Origin of the sequence: Balneola sp., from assembly GCA_002694685.1 — a bacterium.
Classification (GTDB): domain Bacteria; phylum Bacteroidota; class Rhodothermia; order Balneolales; family Balneolaceae; genus Gracilimonas.
This window is the reverse complement of record NZMW01000004.1, coordinates 702,720-720,611: the sequence shown is the minus strand read 5'-3', so window position 1 is coordinate 720,611 and position 17,892 is coordinate 702,720. Positions and strand designations below refer to the sequence as shown.

The following is a 17,892-nucleotide window of genomic DNA, read 5'->3' as shown; positions in this document are numbered from 1 at the left end:
TTCTGATCTGAATTCCCTTTTCTTTTTAAAACTATTTGAAAAGGATTGTAATTCCGATTTTTTGCTCCACTTGGGATTTTGAACCATGATTTGCAGGATTTGCTTGATTCTACTTTATTCTAAAAAATTCGTGACCGTCCGCTAAATCTGCTTCATCCGTGTTCAATTACGCATGTTTTTCTACTGCTACTAAAATGGTATCCAGCACGTCATTCAGCAACTCATCTTCAATGATAAGTGGCGGAGCCAGCCGGATGAGTGTATTGGAATGGAGCGTCCATCCAAGCAAAATGCCTTCATCAAAACAATCCTCCACTACGGCTTTTGTAAGCTCCCAGCTTTCTAACTGAAGACCAAGCATGGCTCCTTTTCCCCGGACTTCTACAATTCCTTTTCCGGTCAGCTTCTTTTTTGTAATCCGCTCGATCTCTTTAGCTCTGCTCAGATAATCTCCAGAAAGCAATTCTTTGAGATTCGCATAAGCAGCGGCACAACTCACCGGGTGACCGCCAAAAGTAGTTACATGATTTAAAGGGGGATCGTATTTAAAAGTCTGAAAATATTCTGAAGAGGAAACAAAAGCTCCCATCGGCATTCCGCCGGCCATTGCTTTTGCAAGGCATAAGATATCAGGGACGACCTCATATTCTTCGAAGGCAAACAGCTTGCCCGTACGGCCAAAACCACTTTGAATTTCATCAAAAATAAGAAGTGCACCTGCTTCTGTACATCTTTCCCTTACGGCCTGTAGCCATTCTTTACGAGCTGGAATAATTCCGCCTTCACCCTGAATGGGCTCCATAATAACTGCAGCGGTTTCCTTATCAATCAGCTCAAGACCTTCATCTGCATTGAAGTCCAGAAAATGGACGTCTGGCAATAAAGGCAGATAAGGATCCCGATAAACATCACGCCCGGTTACACTTAAAGACCCATGTGTATCGCCGTGATAGCTATTCCTGAAGCCTATAAGTTTGGAACGTCCCGTATACTTCTTTGCGAGCTTTAAGGCCCCTTCATTGGCCTCAGTGCCACTATTCACAAAATAAACCTGATTCAATTGTTCAGGAAGATTATTAGTGAGTAACTCTGCAAATTCAACCTGAGGCTTTTGAACAAATTCACCATAAACCATTACGTGAAGATGCTTATCAACCTGTTCGTGAATCGCTTTAATCACTTTGGGATGGCGATGACCCAGACTGCTCACAGCGATACCGGAAATGAAATCTACAAATTGCCGATCGTCTTTTGTATAAAGATATGGTCCTTCCGCGTGCGATATTTCCAATCCCATTGGAGCATCGCTTGTTTGGGCTACAAATTGCAGAAATTTATCTTTCAAAGGCTTTTCATTTATTCAAACTGAAGATAGTAAGGATGTTTGATAAGTGATAAGCTGATTGCGGATTATTTAGCACTCCATTCATCCAGCAGTGTGAGAAATTCCTGCTGAACAGCCTTGCCTTTATTTCGGGCATACCACAGATGGAGATTTTGGGTTGCAATCTTATTCTCAATACCTGGGTCAGCTCGTTCACTTAAGTAAGTTTCCTGAGCTTCTTTAGGTCGTGGACCCCATTCGCCGACTACATCTAAAGTATCTGATTTGAGGGCAATTATCTTGGGAATAGAACGCGAGCCATTGGTGAGGAAGGCATCCATCACCTTAGGATATTGATCTCGCAACAAAATTTTAAGCTCTATCTTGTTGGAACTCTCAGCCATTTTATTGATGAATGGGGCAATTTGTGCACTGTCTCCACACCAGCCTTCAGTAATCATCACCCAAACCATCTCATAAGGAAAAGAATGCAATTCTTGAGTCAACTCATCAGAAATCTTTCCTCGCTTATCCCACTTGGAAGATCGGTGGATATTCAGCTTGGTGTATTCGAGCTGACTTTCTGAATTATCATCGTTGGTCGTTTTCCCAACCGTGTATAGTCCGTTGATCAGATCAGTGTACTCTTCATAGGTAAGAGCATTATCGATGATATTTTGGTCGATGGCGCCTTCTGTCACTAAATACATATTTCCTGAGATTTTGATTAGTTCAAATTAGGCATTACACCTTTCATTGTTTATCGAAAGAACTAATCAGGCTGATTGGAAAGCTATAAGTTCCAATCCGGTTTTTGAAGTTCTGCGTATTTCATCAAAGACAATAAAACTATTTGGAGATTATATGAAGAAACGAAAATCAGCTTTAGTGGTTAGTGAAAGTCTTATTGTGAAACAAGAAATGAGAAGAATGCTTGGTGAACTTTATGTTCATAATGTGTTTGAAGCACGTGATTTTGATACTGCAGCAGAAACCTCCAAATCAAAAGCTCCAACTTTCACTTTCATTGATGCAGATTCAGACCCAGAGATGGTTCTGAAATTAGGTTCCTATCTCAAATCTGAAGTAAAAACACGTATTGTATTCCTCAAGAGAAAAGGGACATTTAATAAAGGTAATGATGAGGGTTCAATTTCTGTCCTTGAAAAGCCCGTTACATTAAACAGGTTGAATGATGTCATCCACCCTACTTTAAGTTTCAGTGCCTTAATCGCAGAAGCACAGGCACTTATAGAGCGAGAGCCTGCCACCCTAGAGTTCCAACTATAAACAGCACAAAGCTAAAAGAAGCGAAGAACTTAAGACGCATTACGGTTTCGTATTCCTCTTCCCTGCCTTTCAGTTTCCAAACGAAAAAGCTGATTAGCAAATACGCTGTTAATATTACCCCACCAAATATAAGTCCCAAAGTATGGGCTGTCTGAAATAGCATGGCAGATAATATGAATCCACCAACAAGGAATAAGATGGCAAAGAACCATTTTATTCCAGCCAATCCATACTTTATGGCAAAAGTCTCATCCCCTCTTTTGCCGTCCTCTTCTGTTTGATAGATTTGAGAAACCGGGTATAAACTCAAAATAATTAGGGCAACGCCTAAAGCAATCAGGTCTTCAGTAAAAGTAATGGGATAACCGCCTGCCGCTAAAAATCCTAAAAAGAAAGAGTTGTTTCCCGTACTCACTCCAATAGCTATTATACTTCGAATGGGCTTTCCCTTCCATCGAGCTAATGGGGTAGAATACAACCAAAAGAATAGCATGCTGATTGCATAGATGATTGCATAATTCCAGCCTATATACATTGCCCATGTAAGCCCAATAAATTGGATTACCAACGAAGCCGGCCACATCCATTGATTCATTTTTGGGGGTGATTTTAGCCCGCCAATGGGACCTTCGTCTTTATCCCACCAAGAGTTATAAACCGTAGCACCGCCAAACAATAGAATATGGACATTCAGAAACTGCAGCCAGAATTGTTCCCAGTTCACCTGCTCAACAAATAGTGCCGCAATCAAATATCCCCCCGAAAGGATAAAAAACTGGTAATGCAGACGAAGATGGATGAGAAAGTTGAGAATTTGTTTTGACATCCGAAGACAGAAATGAAAGATAAATTAAGATTATAAACGGTTTCCCCTGCTTAATCTAATCTTTAATTTTGAATTTTTAATTCCTAAATAATCATTCCTTATCTTTGCCCCATGTTAATAGAGACAGAACAGGTAGGAAATGTAAATCAGGTTTCAGAGTCGGAATGGCTTCAGGAAAAGTCAGCTCATGAACACCGGGTGAGTGACTTACTGGATGATTATTTGGCAGCCCGATCACGACATGAAAAAAATCCGGTTATGGATTTTTTATTCGAATACTATGCCTTTCGCCCATCCGGATTGAGACGATGGTCACCGGGAATGGGAGTAAAATTAGCTTTCTCTGATTTTGATCAGCTTCCTGAGATAAGTGAATTGACCCTTGATGATGGTGTTGCCTTTTTAGACCTAGCTTTGTTTCCTAAAAAGAGAATATCTTCCTTAGAATGGATGATTCAGATGCTCGAAAATACGCAATCAAGCCGACCTTCTTTCGGATGTTTTGGGATGCATGAATGGGCTATGGTGTATAAGAGCGATAATCCAAGGCATAATCAGGTACCCATGCGAATGGAGCGGGATGAACTTGCTGAGTTTGTAGAATCACGCCCTCTCCTTTGCACTCATTTTGATGCGTTTCGATTCTTTACCAAACCTGCTCAACCCATGAACAAGTTTGAGCTATCTCGCGAAAAATTTCATGAAATGGAACAGCCGGGCTGCATTCATTCCAATATGGACTTATACAAATGGGCTTTCAAAATGTACCCATGGATTCCAAGCTCGCTCATCCTCGATGCCTTTGAGCTGGCCGTTGAAGCCCGGCATATCGATATGCAAGCCAGTCCCTACGATTTGAGAGATCAAGGCTTAGAGCCTATCAAAATTGAGACTGATGCCGGCCGAAAGGAATACAAAGCCAAACAGGAAATGATTTTCCAGAAAGGCTTACCGATTCGGCAGCGGATTCTTGATAAGATGAAAGAGGTTTTGTTGAGAGTTGAGGGTTGATAGGATGATATGGTGATATGGTGATATGGTGATATAGTGATATGGTGATATAGTGATAGAGAGCATAGCCAAATTCATTCCTAATCACTTTATCACCATATCAACTTTCAATTTCATTGATGCCGATGATATACTTTAGCAACCACCTTCCAGCCGCTTTCAAATTTAAGAAGCGAAAGGTAATCAGTAAATACATGCTGGCCTTTGTGATGTAACTCTAGCTCAACAGAAGCTGCATTTCCAGTTACGCTTACATTTGTAAATTTTGGTTCCCACACGTTATTCTCAGGATCAAAGTCTGGATTCTCTTTTTGCCTTTTAGTCCCTTCAATCCAGTTTGAAATGGGATAGCGGCTTATCTCTTCACCATTAGCTGAGAAAATAGCAAAGTCTTTATGAAAGGTTTCGGCCATGGCTTCAGGATTTAATTCATTAAAAGCGCCATGTACATATCCATCCATGATTATTTCCTTCACTGCCGCTTCTTCGGTGGGTACATAGTTAGTGGCATTTATTCCCACGAGGATTAGCGTTAAAGCGAGAATGAAACTTAGTGTCCTTGACTTCTTCATAATTTGAAAGATTGAGATGTGAATATTATCTAATCGTATCACGAATAAATACGCTTTTAGTTACAATCCCGCCACTTTACTTATTCCAACCGTTGCATTCTTTATTTGAATGTGAACACATCCTTAGTCAAATAGCTTTTTCAACACCTCTTTAATGGTCGCGACCTCATCATCCCCAATTTCAAAATAAAAGGTCGCCCGGATGGTTCTCGGTCCAAATGGGATCATTATGATGCCCTGTTCTTCTAACTTCTTTAAGGCAGAAGTGGCATCTTCTTCAAGCACATCAAAAATGAGAATGTTTGTTTGAAGGCTATCCAAGTCAACAGAAAGTTTGGAACATTCCGCAATAACTTCAGCCACTTCTCTTGCTCTACGGTGATCTTCCTTCATCAAAGGCCAGTGATGTTCCATCCCATATTCAGCAGCAGCTGCCAGCAAGCCAACTTGCCTCATTCCGCCGCCCCACATTTTCCGATAGCGCCTTGCCGTAGCAATATGCTCTTTAGAGGACAGCAGCATGGAGCCGACCGGTGCTCCTAATCCTTTAGAAAAGCAAACGGAAATAGTGTCAGCAATTTCACCAAAAAAAGATGGCTCGATATCAGTAGCCGTCATTGCATTCCAAATTCTTGCACCATCAAGGTGAACAGCAAGCTCATGCTCATCAGTAAATGCTTTGATTGCTCTCAATTCTTCTTTGGTGTAGCACACTCCGCCACCTTTATTTGTAGTATTCTCTACACACACAACTTTTGTTTTGGGCTCCCAGTCATAAATTCCACGAACTGAGTTTTCCAGTACTTCCCGATTTAATTTCCCCTGCTTCCCCACTAACTTATTTATTTGAACACCTGACAAAACAGAAGCCGCAGAAGATTCATAATTAAAGATGTGTCCCTTTTCATCAATCAGAATTTCATCGCCGGGATTGGTTAACACCTTAATGCCCAGTTGGTTACTCATGGTTCCGCTGGGGACAAAAAGTCCGGCCTCCATCCCAAACATATCGGCTACTTTTTGCTGGAACTTATTTACTGTAGGATCTGATTCAAATACATCATCACCAACTTCAGCCGACATCATGGCTTCCAACATTTCCGGGGTTGGCTTAGTAACTGTATCACTTCTTAAATCAATCATAGTTTGTATTTTGCTTTTTCAATTTCAAGGAATATAATCAATACCTGCTGCGAACATAAGTCACGCTCACTCAGCTCATGAAAAAAAGTATTAAAGATCAGTACTTCTATTTATTAAGGAGACACTTTAGGGGGACATTTACACTTTGAAGATAGAAGCCAAATACGACATTATTATTGCCGGTGGCGGACTCGCAGGTTTAAGCCTGGCTTGGTATTTAGCCAAAGGCGGGTACAAAGGTGAAGTGCTTGTTGTCGATTCTGTTTTTGCGCCCGTTAATGATAAAACCTGGTGTTTTTGGACAAACAAAGAACCCCCTTTCCGAGATATCATATTTAAAAAATGGAAAAAAACCTGGGTATCTGTTTTAGACTACAGCACCTTTAGATATTTAAATGAATACAGTTACTATTGTATTCGCAGTGGCGACTTTCGTGAGTATGTGCTTCGTGAACTCACAAAGCGTAAAAATTTTGATCTGCTCGAGGAGAATATATTAGACTTCTCCTCTCATAAGAAAAAAGCTGTTTTATTGACTAAAGGTGGCGATAGCTACATTGCAGATTACATTTTCCAGAGTGTTATGAAGCCTAAAGATCTGGACAAAGACCAAATTAAATATCCGCTCAAACAGCATTTTTTGGGTTGGGAAATTAAGACCTTTGAGCCTGCCTTTGATCCAGAGACTTTCACAATTATGGATTTTGACAATGACTTCAGGCCCGGAGTCGGATTCATGTATGTGCTGCCCTATACCCATCAAAAAGCTCTGCTGGAGTTCACCGTATTTTCTGAGGATACTCTAAAGAAGAAGGAGTACAAGAAGCGGATCAAACATTATTTGTATCATAATTTTGGGCTGGATAAAGAGCATTACGAAATCAAGCGAAAAGAGTATGGTGAGATTCCCATGGAAGACCGCCCTCATATTCCTTATTACCAAAATAATATTATAAATCTGGGGTCGGTTGCCGGGCAGACAAAGCCGAGTACCGGCTACACGTTTACCCGAATTCAGGATTACACACAGGGTCTTGCCCAGAATCTTATTCAGGGATTTGACCCTCTTCCTCCGCAACAGTCAAAATTCAAGTATCGTTACTACGACCTGCTGTTGCTTCACATTCTATCCAACTCTACCGAAGATAGCCTCAGAGTATTTCAGTCTCTTTTTAAGAAGAACAACTTTGATGAAATTTTCAGATTTCTGGGAGAAGAAACTAACTTCAAGCAAGACCTCAAAATAATGTCCTCTGTGCCGTATATGCCGTTTTTTAAGGCCATTTGGAAGAATTTATGAAACGATAACAGTCTCACATCCATTTTATAGATTGAATAAGAAGTAGAAACACATATTCACATATTATTATGAAAACTGAGAAGCTTCAAGATTATACAACTGACCTTTACGCACTTACGAAGCACACATTAAGTGTGGTCAAAACACAAAAGACATCAAGCAAAGTTAACAACTCCAAAGCGGTAGATTTACTACATGATATTGATGTAGCATTGACGGAACAAATCAATGAGTTTGATAAGATGGAAGATTTTGTCAATGACTCTACCCTCGCGACCATCAAGGAAAAAGTAGCGGGTTTTTCAGGTTCCATAGCTGGATTTCTGAATACACAAAGAGAAGATCCCGTCTCAAAAATGTTACGAGACGATTACACGGCATTAGGTATGATTGCATCAGGATATACGATGTTGCATACGGCAGCACTAGGAGCCGGCGAAGACAAACTGGTTGATTTCACCAAATCAAGCTTAACGACGATTGCGGCTTTAATTACAGAAACAAGCCGAATTCTTCCTCATGCAGTAGCTTCAGACTTAGATATTAATCAAGTTGCAGAAGAGGCAGAAACTAATACTCAGGAATGCTGGAATCCTGAAAATATGATGGCTGAAGCATAATTTAAGCCTCATCCAGATTTGAACAAGCCCGGTCTGAGCCGGGCTTTCTTATTTCAAGGCTATTCGGAATAAAGATACTGGGATAGAAAAGTAATCGAAGCTGTTTCTGCTCTCAGTCTGTTTTTGCCTAATGAAATAAACTCCACATCATGCTCTTTAGCCAGCTGCACTTCCCGGTTAGAGAATCCACCTTCAGGACCCACTAAAAGTAGGTTTTCAGGCTTTGTCAATTTGCTTGGCTTATTTACTTTTGAATCTATATGAGCCATTAAAGGAGCATGATTTGAGTAGTGATTAAGAACTTCTTCCATCGACTCCAGATATAACACTTCTGGCAGCCACGTTCTTTTACTCTGTTTGAAGGCACTCATCACAATTGACTGCAGCCGCTCTTCGTTTATTTTTGAACGTTCAGAATGATCAGCGTTAAATACACAAATTTCCCAGGCTCCCAACTCTACTGCTTTTTCTACGGTAAACTCTAAACGATCCCTTTTCTTTATGGCTCCAAAAGCCAATACCTTCTTTATCCTGGGTTCAGTTTCAAAATCTGTTTTCTGAATTTCAGCTATTACTGATTTTTTGCTAGCGGAAATAATACCTGTTTGGTAGATATTTCCTTTTCCATCAGCTGCATACAATTCATCCCCTCTTTCAAAGCGAAGCACTTTTGAAGCGTGCACTGCTTCTTGGTCAACCAGCTCCAGCTGATTTCCTTTGATGTTTTCAGGATGTGCAAAAAAGATATTGTCCATAATTAAGCGCTATGGTGCTAATCACAAATAGAATTTATTCGAAATTCAACATTCATTAATCGATATCTGATGTTCTCTTATAGTAGGCTCCCGGCTCAAATTCTGTCTCACCGGTTTCGAACATTAGTTCTATATAAGGAATACATAACCCACAGCTGTTGCTGCAGAAGTTATCAGATTGCAATTCTTCAATTTTAGAATACCCATTAGCTTCTGCATACTCCTTAACTTCATTGAAGTTTTTTTTGTGGCAAATGCATTTAGATACTAAAAATGAGCTCATGGTTGCTTGAAATGCTTTCCGAGTTTCAAATCCTGCCCTTGGTAATTGCTATCGATTTCTTCCCCATAAACAAAATCGGGTTTCTCGGCATTTGGCTCAAATTGCATGCTGAAGAGCGTTTGTCCGTCTTCAATCATGAAGGGAACATCGTGGGAACGGACTTCTAAAACGGCTCTTGCTCCTTTATCCGTTACTGACCCGCCAAACCCACTGTCAAAAAATCCGGCGTAGTGTGTGCGAAGCTCTCCGGAGCCCGTATCGTAGGCCATCATTTCACAAGCAAGGTGAGCCGGTACTCGAATTCGTTCTTTTGATGCAAAAATATAGAATGCTTCCGGCTCCAAAATAAGCTGATTATTTTGCTGAGCATAGATTGGTTCCCAAAATTCTTCTACAGCATAATGATCGATATGATCAAGATCGATATAGTTGTTGTGCTTCTTCGCTTTATATCCAATCACATCTCCCTTTTTACCTTTCAAGTCAACACTCATGAAAAGTCCTTGCTTCACTTTGATCTTCTCCATTGAAACCGGCTTGTAATCTTCATCAAATAGCAAAGGATCTGAGCCATGAACACGCAATAAGTCCTGATCAGGAATAACTTCAAAGCCATGACGAACACGCAATTGATTTAACCGCTGTCCGGTTTTCACCTTGATGGAAAAAGACTTGGGAACCACCTCCAGATATAAATTTCCTTTGTAACCAGGGGTGATTTCTTCAAATCGGTGGGAGTAATCGGTAATCACTCTTGTAAAAACATCCAGGCGTCCGGTCGAACTTTTAGGATTAGCTTTGGCAGAAAGGTTTTCAACGGTTCCTAACCTAATCTCACTTTCCTTTTTACTGCCATTTACCAAACCCGATTGCACAGTGTGGGTAGATTCAGGTAGATTTAATTCTTCAAGCAGCGGGATTATGTACACACAATTTTGCTCAAGAACGGCTCCATCCTTAATGGGTACCTCATACATCTTCAGCTTGCCAACTTTCTCCTCTACCGTTTCATTTTCAGGTAAAAAACTACAGCGAACACGATAAGCAACCTCGCCAAGCCGTAAATCAATAGAGTTGGGCTGAAATTGATTTTCCTGTATGGGATAGTCTTTGTGCGACGTGATAATACCAAGCTCGGAGAGGAGCTTGAGTTTTTGGACCGGTAAAATTCCTTTGGTGCGAAGCTGAACTTCTTTCAGAGTCTCAGACATATCGAAATTACGTGCTTGTTTTCAGAGGAAGATAACGACCACATGTTAATATTCAATATGGAATCATGAATAATAAACAATGAGTCCCTTTAGCTTATCCAATCTTTGTAGAGTTCGGGCCTGCGATCCCTCAAGAACAGGGTTTGGGCATGGGAGCTTTGGACTTCTTCAAGATCTAAATCACAAAATAAAATTTCCTCAGTTCCTGAGCCCGCTTTGGCAATCACCTCTCCGGCCGGATTACTCACAAAGGATTCCCCCGCAAAAGTCAGTTTAGGCTCCTCACCCACTCTGTTACACAACGCTGTGAAATAACCATTTTGGAAAGAAGCCGTTCTTATTTCAGCTTCATACAGACCTTCGGGCCATTCACCCACCGACCCGGCTTGCGGGATAAACACAACTTCTGCACCAGCAACCGCCAGAGCTCTCATATATTCCGGATAGTGCCGATCGTAGCAAATTGCTATCCCAATCTTGCCAAATGGAGTCTCATAAACCGGTGCTCCATTATTGCCGGGCGTATAGTATTCTTTCTCATGAAAGCAGGCATAATCAGTGATATGGACCATTCGGGTTACTCCCATTATTGAGCCATCCACATTAATTACCGGAGAGCTGTCGTAAAGTGCATTTCCGGCTTTCTCGTATAAGTTCAGGACAATAACCACTCCTAACTCTTTTGCCAGTTCAGAAAAAGCGGTGGTTATCTCTCCTGGAATTTCTTCAGCATGCTGAGCAGGCTTCTCAGGGTTTTTGTGTTGTGGGTAGAACGGCTCAAAAGCAAGCTCAGCAAAGCAAATTACATTGGCCCCTTTTTTTGCTGCTAACCTTGCAGAGGTCAGCCCTTTATTCAGGTTTTCCGTTTTACTTGGAGTACATTTTTGTTGAATGAGAGCGATTTTCATAAAACAATGGTATGCATTTTATTAGCCGAAATCGATATCAAAATTTCAGTATTCAAAATGATTTTAGCCGAAAAAATATATTATATTTCTGAAATTATTTTTCATAGTTGTACTCAATACACTTACTAAATGAAGGTAACGCTTAAAGATATCTCTGAAGCGACAGGGTTTTCGATATCGACGGTTTCAAGGGTGATACGCGGTGAAAGCGGTGCTCCCGATAAAAGCTCTAAAAAAATTATATCCAAAGCGCTTGAATTGGGCTATCCGATTCAAAATAAACGCAAAGTTTTGCCTGCAGTACAAGCTGCTACATTTGCCTTAATCACTGAATTCAGACCCGGAGAATTTTACAGCTCTTTCGTCCGGGGATTTATTGATAGTGCCGAAGAAAAGAATGTCCGCATCAGCATGTTCAACTCAAACCCGGTCATAGAAGAATTGAAGCCCGTTTTATCTCATATCAGGGTATTAGGCTATCATGGAGCCATTCTTTTTCTACCCGGATTGAGTGAAAGTGATTACCAGAAAGCATTAGAAGCAAGTCCTGATGACTTTTCAATTATTTCTTGCTCGAATATCGATCACTCTATAGTTGATACTGTTACTTTTGACTCCTATCAGGGTGCTTCTCTTGTGGCTCGGCATTTTCATGAACAGGGGTTTGAAAAAATGGGAATTATAGAAGGCCCTAAAAAACTGACCGAAGCTAGATTCAGAGTGAATGGATTTACCGATTATGTTAATCACGTTGCTGAAAAATCGGTAGTATGGACTTTTCCGGGCGATTATTCTGCTGAATCCGGAGTCAGGGCATTTCACGCATATCAAGAAAGTGATATAAAACCTGAAGCTATTTTTGCTCTAAATGATGAAATGGCAGTCGGTTTCATGGAAACGGCTAAAGCTCATGGCGTAAATATACCCCAGGATTTGGCCATTGCAGGATATGATAATCTCCCTCAATGCGAATCACACCATCCCAACATAACTTCAGTAGATACAAACTATAACAAGCTGGGAAGAACCGCTATCGAACAGATGATGTCACTCTTCAAAAATCCCCAGACTCCTGATGGCATTGTAAGCATGATTCCTGTTGGGCTGAAAGTGAGAGACTCAAGCTTAAGGGTTAAAGACTAATATTCGGCATGGGCATAAAACACCGCTTTATTTAATCAGCGTCATTTTTTTTGTCATAACCCCATCCGATACTTTCAGCTTATAATAGTAAACGCCGCTAGCGAAACCTGTTGCATCCCAACTGATACGGTAGCTTCCTGCTGATTTCACTTCGTTGACTACCGTTTTAACCTTCTGCCCCATCGCATTGAAAATATTTAAAGTAACGTTGCTGGATCTGGTTAATCTGTACTCGATAGTAGTAGAGGGATTAAAGGGGTTGGGATAGTTCTGATATAGGCTGAAGGTATCTGGGTTTTCTCCTGACTCAATGCTGGTCGCCTGAGCAGCTGCTACAACAATCTTAAACCTTGGAGTCAGGCCTGATGTTTGTTCTACCTGCTTTAACAGCTTTAACTCTTTCTTTGGTAGGTTTTTCGACGTCGATTCAATTTCAAACTTATAGGATTTATAGTCCCTCATCGATAAGGAAACACCGGTTTCTAAATCCAATAGCATCAGTTCCCAATGTTCGGGAATGTTTCTAAAAACCGGCCAGCTCAATGTATAAACTCCGCTCTTTCCATTGTCATAAACCAGAAGATTATATACTTGTTCTCTTTCGGGATTTAATGCTCTTGCATCCTGTACCAATAATCTTGTTGAATTATCTCCTGTATCAGAAAAAGCCAGAAATGGACGTCCATCGATTGGATATAACTTGCTGCCATCAAAAGGATCGGTTGATTCTGATGCGGCAGAATGAAAAAATAGTTTAGATGACTTATCCGTTAAGGAATTCGGACCTTCAAGGTGCAGTTCGATTTCCCTAAATGAAGGACTTTGTTGCTTCGAAAAAGAACCAGCTGTTGCAGCAGTATCTGTTTTAGCAGAACTTGGGATCGTCAATTTAGTTGTTGATGAACCTGCACGTTCAAGAAAAAAACCAGACCAAGTACTAATTATGGTGTTTGTTCCAAAATTAGCTGTGCCTAGCCCACCAGAATCATAATAATAGACTGGGCTTTGTAGACCACCTTTGGTACCTCCACTTCCATTTCCTGATATTTCATCCAGTTCCAGATTGTTTAAAAAAGGATTACCTACCAGAGTGAATGTATTCGAAATACTTAGCGTAACATCCCCTTCAGGTTCTTTGCCCATTGCATTAATTGTAACTGGAAGATCAGAGCTCCCTGCTAGTTTGTTGTCAAAGAAATAGGTAAGAAAACCATATCCATCACCCCAAGAGGTGTAAATATCTGTCGGCGCTGAATATCCATTTCCAGCTGTACCATCAGAGGCAAGATTGAGGTAGAAGTTAGGATCAGCGGATTCATTTTCGCCACCACTAATTCCCTGAATGGCCGTGTCGTCCGTAAGTTGTGTTACCGAGGCTCCTGTCACCGGAAAGGAAAGCACCCTCCACCCCGCATCTCCTGTAATTACAACCTGAGAAGTAACCGGCTCAATCAAAACCTGGAAGCTTCTGCTTGTGGTAAAGGAGTATTCCGATTCGTCGCTCATATTAATGGTAGAGTCAAGATCAGTATCAACCAGCCATAATTCCCACAAATCAGGAATGTTTTTAAAATTCAGCCAGCTGATTGTGAAAGTCCCTGAAAATTCTGAATCTTCAACTTCAAGACTATAAGTCTGAATGGTATCAGGATACAAGCCCCTCGCATCCTGTACTAATTCAATTTCACCTTCTCCAAAATCCTGAACAAAATACATATATGGATTGCCCGGCGATATTGATGCTAGCTTTGAACCATCATAAGCGTCCTCACCTTCGCTTCCGTTTTCGTAGAAATATAATTTATTACTGTAATCAGTAGCTCCATTTGAAGCATCCAGCCGTAGCGAAATTTCCCGAAAGCTGACGTCTTCATTTTGTGCGAATAAGGTGGAATGCAACAACACAAAAGAAGCTAAACTAACTACCGTAAAATTGATTTTGCTGATCAAAGATTTTTCTTAATTCATTCAGATAAAAAAAATGGCGCCCGAGATTAAGGCACCATTTAAAATATAAATATCTATTTAATAAGCTTACATTTTGTGATCATCAATTTCAGCATCTTGTGCTTTTTTTCGATCTCTAAGCTTCTTAATTGCATACCCGCCACCTGCAGCGGCCAGTAAACTCAGTCCGCCATCAATCGGAGCCTGAGAAGGTGCAGAAGGCAAACCGGGCTGGGCTACAACAATTGAAGCTAATGCTAATAAGAAAGCGAGGGTCAAAGAAATATATATCAGAGTTCTCATAATCTTGATTTTGTATGGATGATCCTGAATAGTCGAAAGTAATTTACATGAACTATTCAGAGTTCATAAATAATTATTTAATTAATGTCATTTGTTTGGTGAATACCTGGTTGCCTGCCTGCAAACGATAATGATAAATTCCACTTGCCATATTCGAAGCATCCCAGCTTGCACGGTAGGTGCCGGCTGATTTCGTCTCATTAACTATCGTAGCCACCCGTTGACCCATTACATTATAAACGGTAAGCTTAACAAAGCCTGTCTCAGCAATACTGTACTGAATATTTGTGGCTGGGTTAAAAGGGTTCGGGTAGTTTTGCTCTAGTGAAAACTGTTCGGGTGTTGTTCCTCGTTCATTACTGGTCGTTACGCTGCTAGACATCCTGATACCAAATCTCGCACTTACTTCTTCAGGAGCAGCTTCAACTGCGGTCAGATTTAGCACACTGGCATGCGGTGCTTTCTGTTTAGCTTCAACGGTAAATTCATACGATTCTCCTGGAATCATATTTACTGTTTCACCCGTCTCAAAATCAGTAAGGGTGAATGTCCAGTCAGAAGGGATATTCTTCATTTCAGGCCAGCTGAGTGTGTAGGTTCCGCTAAGTCCGGCATCAGCCAGTGCTAACTCGTATACCTGATCTCTCTCCGGTTGAACAGGACGAGAATCCTGTACATAAAGCTCATCACCGCTTCCAAAGTTGTTTACAAATGATAGATAAGGTGAGCCGTTCAGAGGAGTAAGCTTTCCTCCATCAAACGCATCTCTTCCTTCCACAGCCTTATTTGTAAAATACAGTTTGTTAGATCTATCAGATAGATTACCAGGTGCTTCCAGTAATAATTCAACTTCCCGAAATTGATCTGAGTTCTCCTTAGAAAATGAAGCAACGGTAGAAGTAGTGCTTGTTTTACCGGCTTCAGGGAAGGTGATCTCTGTTGTTGAACTACTATTACGTTCGATAAAGAATCCCTGCCAGGTACTTAGTATTTCATTATTGCCAGAACCAAAATTTGCAGTAATCCATGATCCGCTTTCATCGGTACCAGCTCCATCATCCCAAACACTTACTGGACTTTTGAGACCATTGTTAACACCCTGTCCGGAATCATTTCCTGTTAGCTCATCTAGCTCAAAATTGCTGTTAAAAGGATTACCAAGTAAAGCCCAGCTATTTGACACAGTCACACTTACATCACCCGAAGGTTCTGTCCCAAACGCCTCTAATGTAATTGGTAATTCAGAACTCCCTGCCGTAGTGTTGTCGTAGAAATATAGAATAAACCCACGACCGTCTCCCCAAGGGGTAGTTACATTTGTAGGTACCATATATCCATTCTGGGCGGAACCGTCTGATGCTGTATTAATGTAAAAATTTGAAGTTTCACCGGCATTATCTCCACCCGTAACTCCTTGCACAGCCGTGTCATCAGAAATGTCTTCCACAGTTCCATCTTCAACAGGCAAAGAAAGCATTCTCCAACCTGCATTTCCAGATATTTCAACGGTGGGTTGAAAAGTTGAACCGTCAATACGGGTACCTGGAGAGAATAAAGAAGCGTCATCAGTATCTGCTGATGAATGATCAGCAAAGTCACCTGTCAAATCTGGGCTTCTGGTTTCCGACTGATCAGAAGCACCTCCGTATTCATAATATATTAGTGTATTACTACTTCCATCTTTCACTTCAATAGTTTCTCCACTATTGCTTAAACCTACGCTTCCACTTGAAGCAGTTTGTACTTCTGAATTACCAAAATCACCAGTCGGAGTACCGCCTCCAAATATCACAATACCTTGCATTGGGCTAAGGACTGTTGGGTCAGTAAACGTATGCTCTGTACTCCCGCCAACTTCGACCGTCCAACCAGTTATAGTTAAATCACTGCTCCCTGTATTCACAAATTCTATAAATTCATCATCAGCAGAATCTCTTGTACCATCGCCATTCGCGTCTCCAGTTATATCAGTAGCTGGGTCAGCAAAAATTTCATTTAAAACTAAATCAGGTGCCTCTAATGTAGTTGCATTATCCGAAGGTACTGTTCCATCTGTTTTGTAATTAATATTAGATCCGGAATTTGTGTATGAGTAGATTTCAAAATAGTACTGGGTATTTGGATTTAGTCCTGAAAAAGAAGCAGATTGAGTGCCTTGAGAGATATTTAATACAGCTGAACCATCAGACAGATCAGTATCATCAGATTGTGCAGTACCATCGGAAGGAACTGAAAAAGAATTATCATCATTCGCTAAGATTAAATAGCTATCCGGGAGCGTAACACTGCTTGCATCTGTCCAAGATAGATCAACTTTCTCTACACTTGTTGAGGTTGCACTAAAACTAGTCGCATGATTCGTCGGTTCTGCCTTTAGAGTATTCTCTTCTTCAAAAACAATTAAATCATCAAACTGTAGGTCAGCATCACCGGTGGTATTATAGTCAAAGTAGAAGGATATATATGAGAAAGTAGTATGAGTGTTGTCAGTTATTGAACCGTAAGAAGTAAAGTTATTAAATACTCCATCCTCATCATTGTCAACAAATAGTTCCCATGACCCAGATGGCTGGCGGACAACTTTAACACCCATAAGATCACTAGTATTAACGTTCACTTCTGCTGTAATAAGATCGGTTACTGCTCCACTTGTAATTTTATGAAGGGTTATATCGTCGCTTGTACCATTAAAATTTACACCCACATAGTAGCCATTTTGTGAACCATCAGCCGGATTAGCTTGGTCACCCATCAAAAGAACTCCAAAATTATTTGGACCAGATGGATCAAACGAGCCGTTTTTCATATTAAACCTCCAAGTAGTAATACTGTCACTTAAATGGGTGCCCGAAACAGCCTGATATAAAAATGATTCACTGTCACCAGAAGACAATGTGTTATCATGCTGCAACGAATATGTTCCACTAATAGGGCTCGTAGTAGATGCGGACCAATGATCTGTAGAATCATCTGTCCAAGAATTCAAATTACCCGCTTCAAAATCGTCTGATAAAAGTGTTGTCTGCCCCATCACATTACCTAAAAATCCGAAAACCATTAATAGTGAGAAAAGCAGTGTCGTAAATTTTTTCATAAATGATACCTTGTAAATTGATTCAGGTTTTAACCTTGAATAGTCAGTCCTTTAATATGATAATCAGCACGATCAATCTTTGTTAACATACTGTTGTCATTTTATAACCAAACTAAAAAAAGGCAATTCTGATTAAGAATCGCCTTTTGGTAAAAACATTAG

The 17,892-nt window shown here is 40.6% G+C and carries 17 protein-coding genes; 5 read left to right on the top strand and 12 right to left on the bottom strand.

Going from position 1 to position 17,892, the window contains the following annotated elements:
* Positions 1–166 precede the first annotated feature (166 nt).
* Both CL667_08580 and CL667_08575 read right to left on the bottom strand, forming a co-directional pair.
* Positions 167–1,345: an aspartate aminotransferase family protein gene (locus tag CL667_08580; protein ID MAL17755.1), complete on the bottom strand. Its 1,179-nt coding sequence runs from the start codon at positions 1,343–1,345 to the stop codon at positions 167–169.
* Between the two features lie 65 nt (positions 1,346–1,410).
* Positions 1,411–2,034 carry a thioredoxin family protein gene (locus CL667_08575; GenBank protein ID MAL17754.1) on the bottom strand — a complete coding sequence of 208 codons (624 nt, stop codon included), beginning with the start codon at positions 2,032–2,034 and terminating at the stop codon, positions 1,411–1,413.
* Between the two features lie 46 nt (positions 2,035–2,080).
* On the opposite strand from CL667_08575, the gene CL667_08570 reads away from it, so the two are divergent.
* Positions 2,081–2,614: a hypothetical protein gene (locus CL667_08570; protein ID MAL17753.1), complete on the top strand. Its 534-nt coding sequence runs from the start codon at positions 2,081–2,083 to the stop codon at positions 2,612–2,614.
* Here the strand turns inward: CL667_08570 and CL667_08565 are convergent.
* Entirely contained in the window at positions 2,574–3,440 is an 867-nt protein-coding gene (locus tag CL667_08565) for a hypothetical protein (GenBank protein ID MAL17752.1), read from the bottom strand. The genes CL667_08570 and CL667_08565 overlap by 41 nt on opposite strands.
* 111 nt (positions 3,441–3,551) lie before the next feature.
* On the opposite strand from CL667_08565, the gene CL667_08560 reads away from it, so the two are divergent.
* A complete protein-coding gene (locus CL667_08560) occupies positions 3,552–4,451 on the top strand; it encodes a 3-methyladenine DNA glycosylase (GenBank protein ID MAL17751.1) in 900 nt (299 codons plus the stop codon).
* A 113-nt stretch (positions 4,452–4,564) separates the two neighbouring features.
* On the opposite strand, the gene CL667_08555 is transcribed toward CL667_08560, so the two are convergent.
* Both CL667_08555 and CL667_08550 read right to left on the bottom strand, forming a co-directional pair.
* Positions 4,565–5,023 carry a hypothetical protein gene (locus tag CL667_08555; GenBank protein ID MAL17750.1) on the bottom strand — a complete coding sequence of 153 codons (459 nt, stop codon included), beginning with the start codon at positions 5,021–5,023 and terminating at the stop codon, positions 4,565–4,567.
* 123 nt (positions 5,024–5,146) lie between these two features.
* Entirely contained in the window at positions 5,147–6,166 is a 1,020-nt protein-coding gene (locus CL667_08550; protein ID MAL17749.1) for a low specificity L-threonine aldolase, read from the bottom strand.
* Between the two features lie 145 nt (positions 6,167–6,311).
* Here CL667_08550 and CL667_08545 point away from each other — a divergent pair, with 145 nt between their 5' ends.
* Together CL667_08545 and CL667_08540 are read left to right on the top strand one after the other, a co-directional pair.
* Positions 6,312–7,466 carry a hypothetical protein gene (locus CL667_08545; GenBank protein MAL17748.1) on the top strand — a complete coding sequence of 385 codons (1,155 nt, stop codon included), beginning with the start codon at positions 6,312–6,314 and terminating at the stop codon, positions 7,464–7,466.
* A 68-nt stretch (positions 7,467–7,534) separates the two neighbouring features.
* Positions 7,535–8,086, top strand: a complete 552-nt coding sequence (locus CL667_08540) for a hypothetical protein (GenBank protein MAL17747.1) — start codon at positions 7,535–7,537, stop codon at positions 8,084–8,086.
* Positions 8,087–8,145: 59 nt separating this feature from the next.
* Here the strand turns inward: CL667_08540 and CL667_08535 are convergent, their stop codons facing one another.
* From CL667_08535 to CL667_08520, 4 genes are all read right to left on the bottom strand, one after another.
* Positions 8,146–8,841, bottom strand: coding sequence for a hypothetical protein (locus tag CL667_08535; GenBank protein ID MAL17746.1), 696 nt, complete (start codon positions 8,839–8,841; stop codon positions 8,146–8,148).
* 55 nt (positions 8,842–8,896) lie between these two features.
* Positions 8,897–9,124, bottom strand: a complete 228-nt coding sequence (locus CL667_08530; protein ID MAL17745.1) for a hypothetical protein — start codon at positions 9,122–9,124, stop codon at positions 8,897–8,899.
* Complete coding sequence (locus tag CL667_08525; GenBank protein MAL17744.1) at positions 9,121–10,335, bottom strand: 2'-deoxycytidine 5'-triphosphate deaminase; 1,215 nt, start codon at positions 10,333–10,335, stop codon at positions 9,121–9,123. The genes CL667_08530 and CL667_08525 overlap by 4 nt, the downstream gene beginning before the upstream one ends.
* Positions 10,336–10,424: 89 nt before the next feature.
* Entirely contained in the window at positions 10,425–11,243 is an 819-nt protein-coding gene (locus CL667_08520) for a carbon-nitrogen hydrolase (protein ID MAL17743.1), read from the bottom strand.
* Between the two features lie 129 nt (positions 11,244–11,372).
* Between CL667_08520 and CL667_08515 the strand changes: the two genes are divergently transcribed.
* A complete protein-coding gene (locus CL667_08515) occupies positions 11,373–12,386 on the top strand; it encodes a hypothetical protein (protein ID MAL17742.1) in 1,014 nt (337 codons plus the stop codon).
* Between the two features lie 27 nt (positions 12,387–12,413).
* Here CL667_08515 and CL667_08510 read toward each other — a convergent pair whose 3' ends face one another.
* From CL667_08510 to CL667_08500, 3 genes are all read right to left on the bottom strand, one after another.
* Positions 12,414–14,336, bottom strand: a complete 1,923-nt coding sequence (locus CL667_08510; GenBank protein MAL17741.1) for a hypothetical protein — start codon at positions 14,334–14,336, stop codon at positions 12,414–12,416.
* A gap of 84 nt (positions 14,337–14,420) precedes the next feature.
* The gene (locus CL667_08505; protein MAL17740.1) at positions 14,421–14,636 is read right to left on the bottom strand and encodes a hypothetical protein; all 216 of its coding nucleotides are present in this window, start codon (positions 14,634–14,636) and stop codon (positions 14,421–14,423) included.
* 73 nt (positions 14,637–14,709) lie between these two features.
* Positions 14,710–17,730, bottom strand: coding sequence for a hypothetical protein (locus CL667_08500; protein MAL17739.1), 3,021 nt, complete (start codon positions 17,728–17,730; stop codon positions 14,710–14,712).
* Positions 17,731–17,892: the final 162 nt, after the last annotated feature.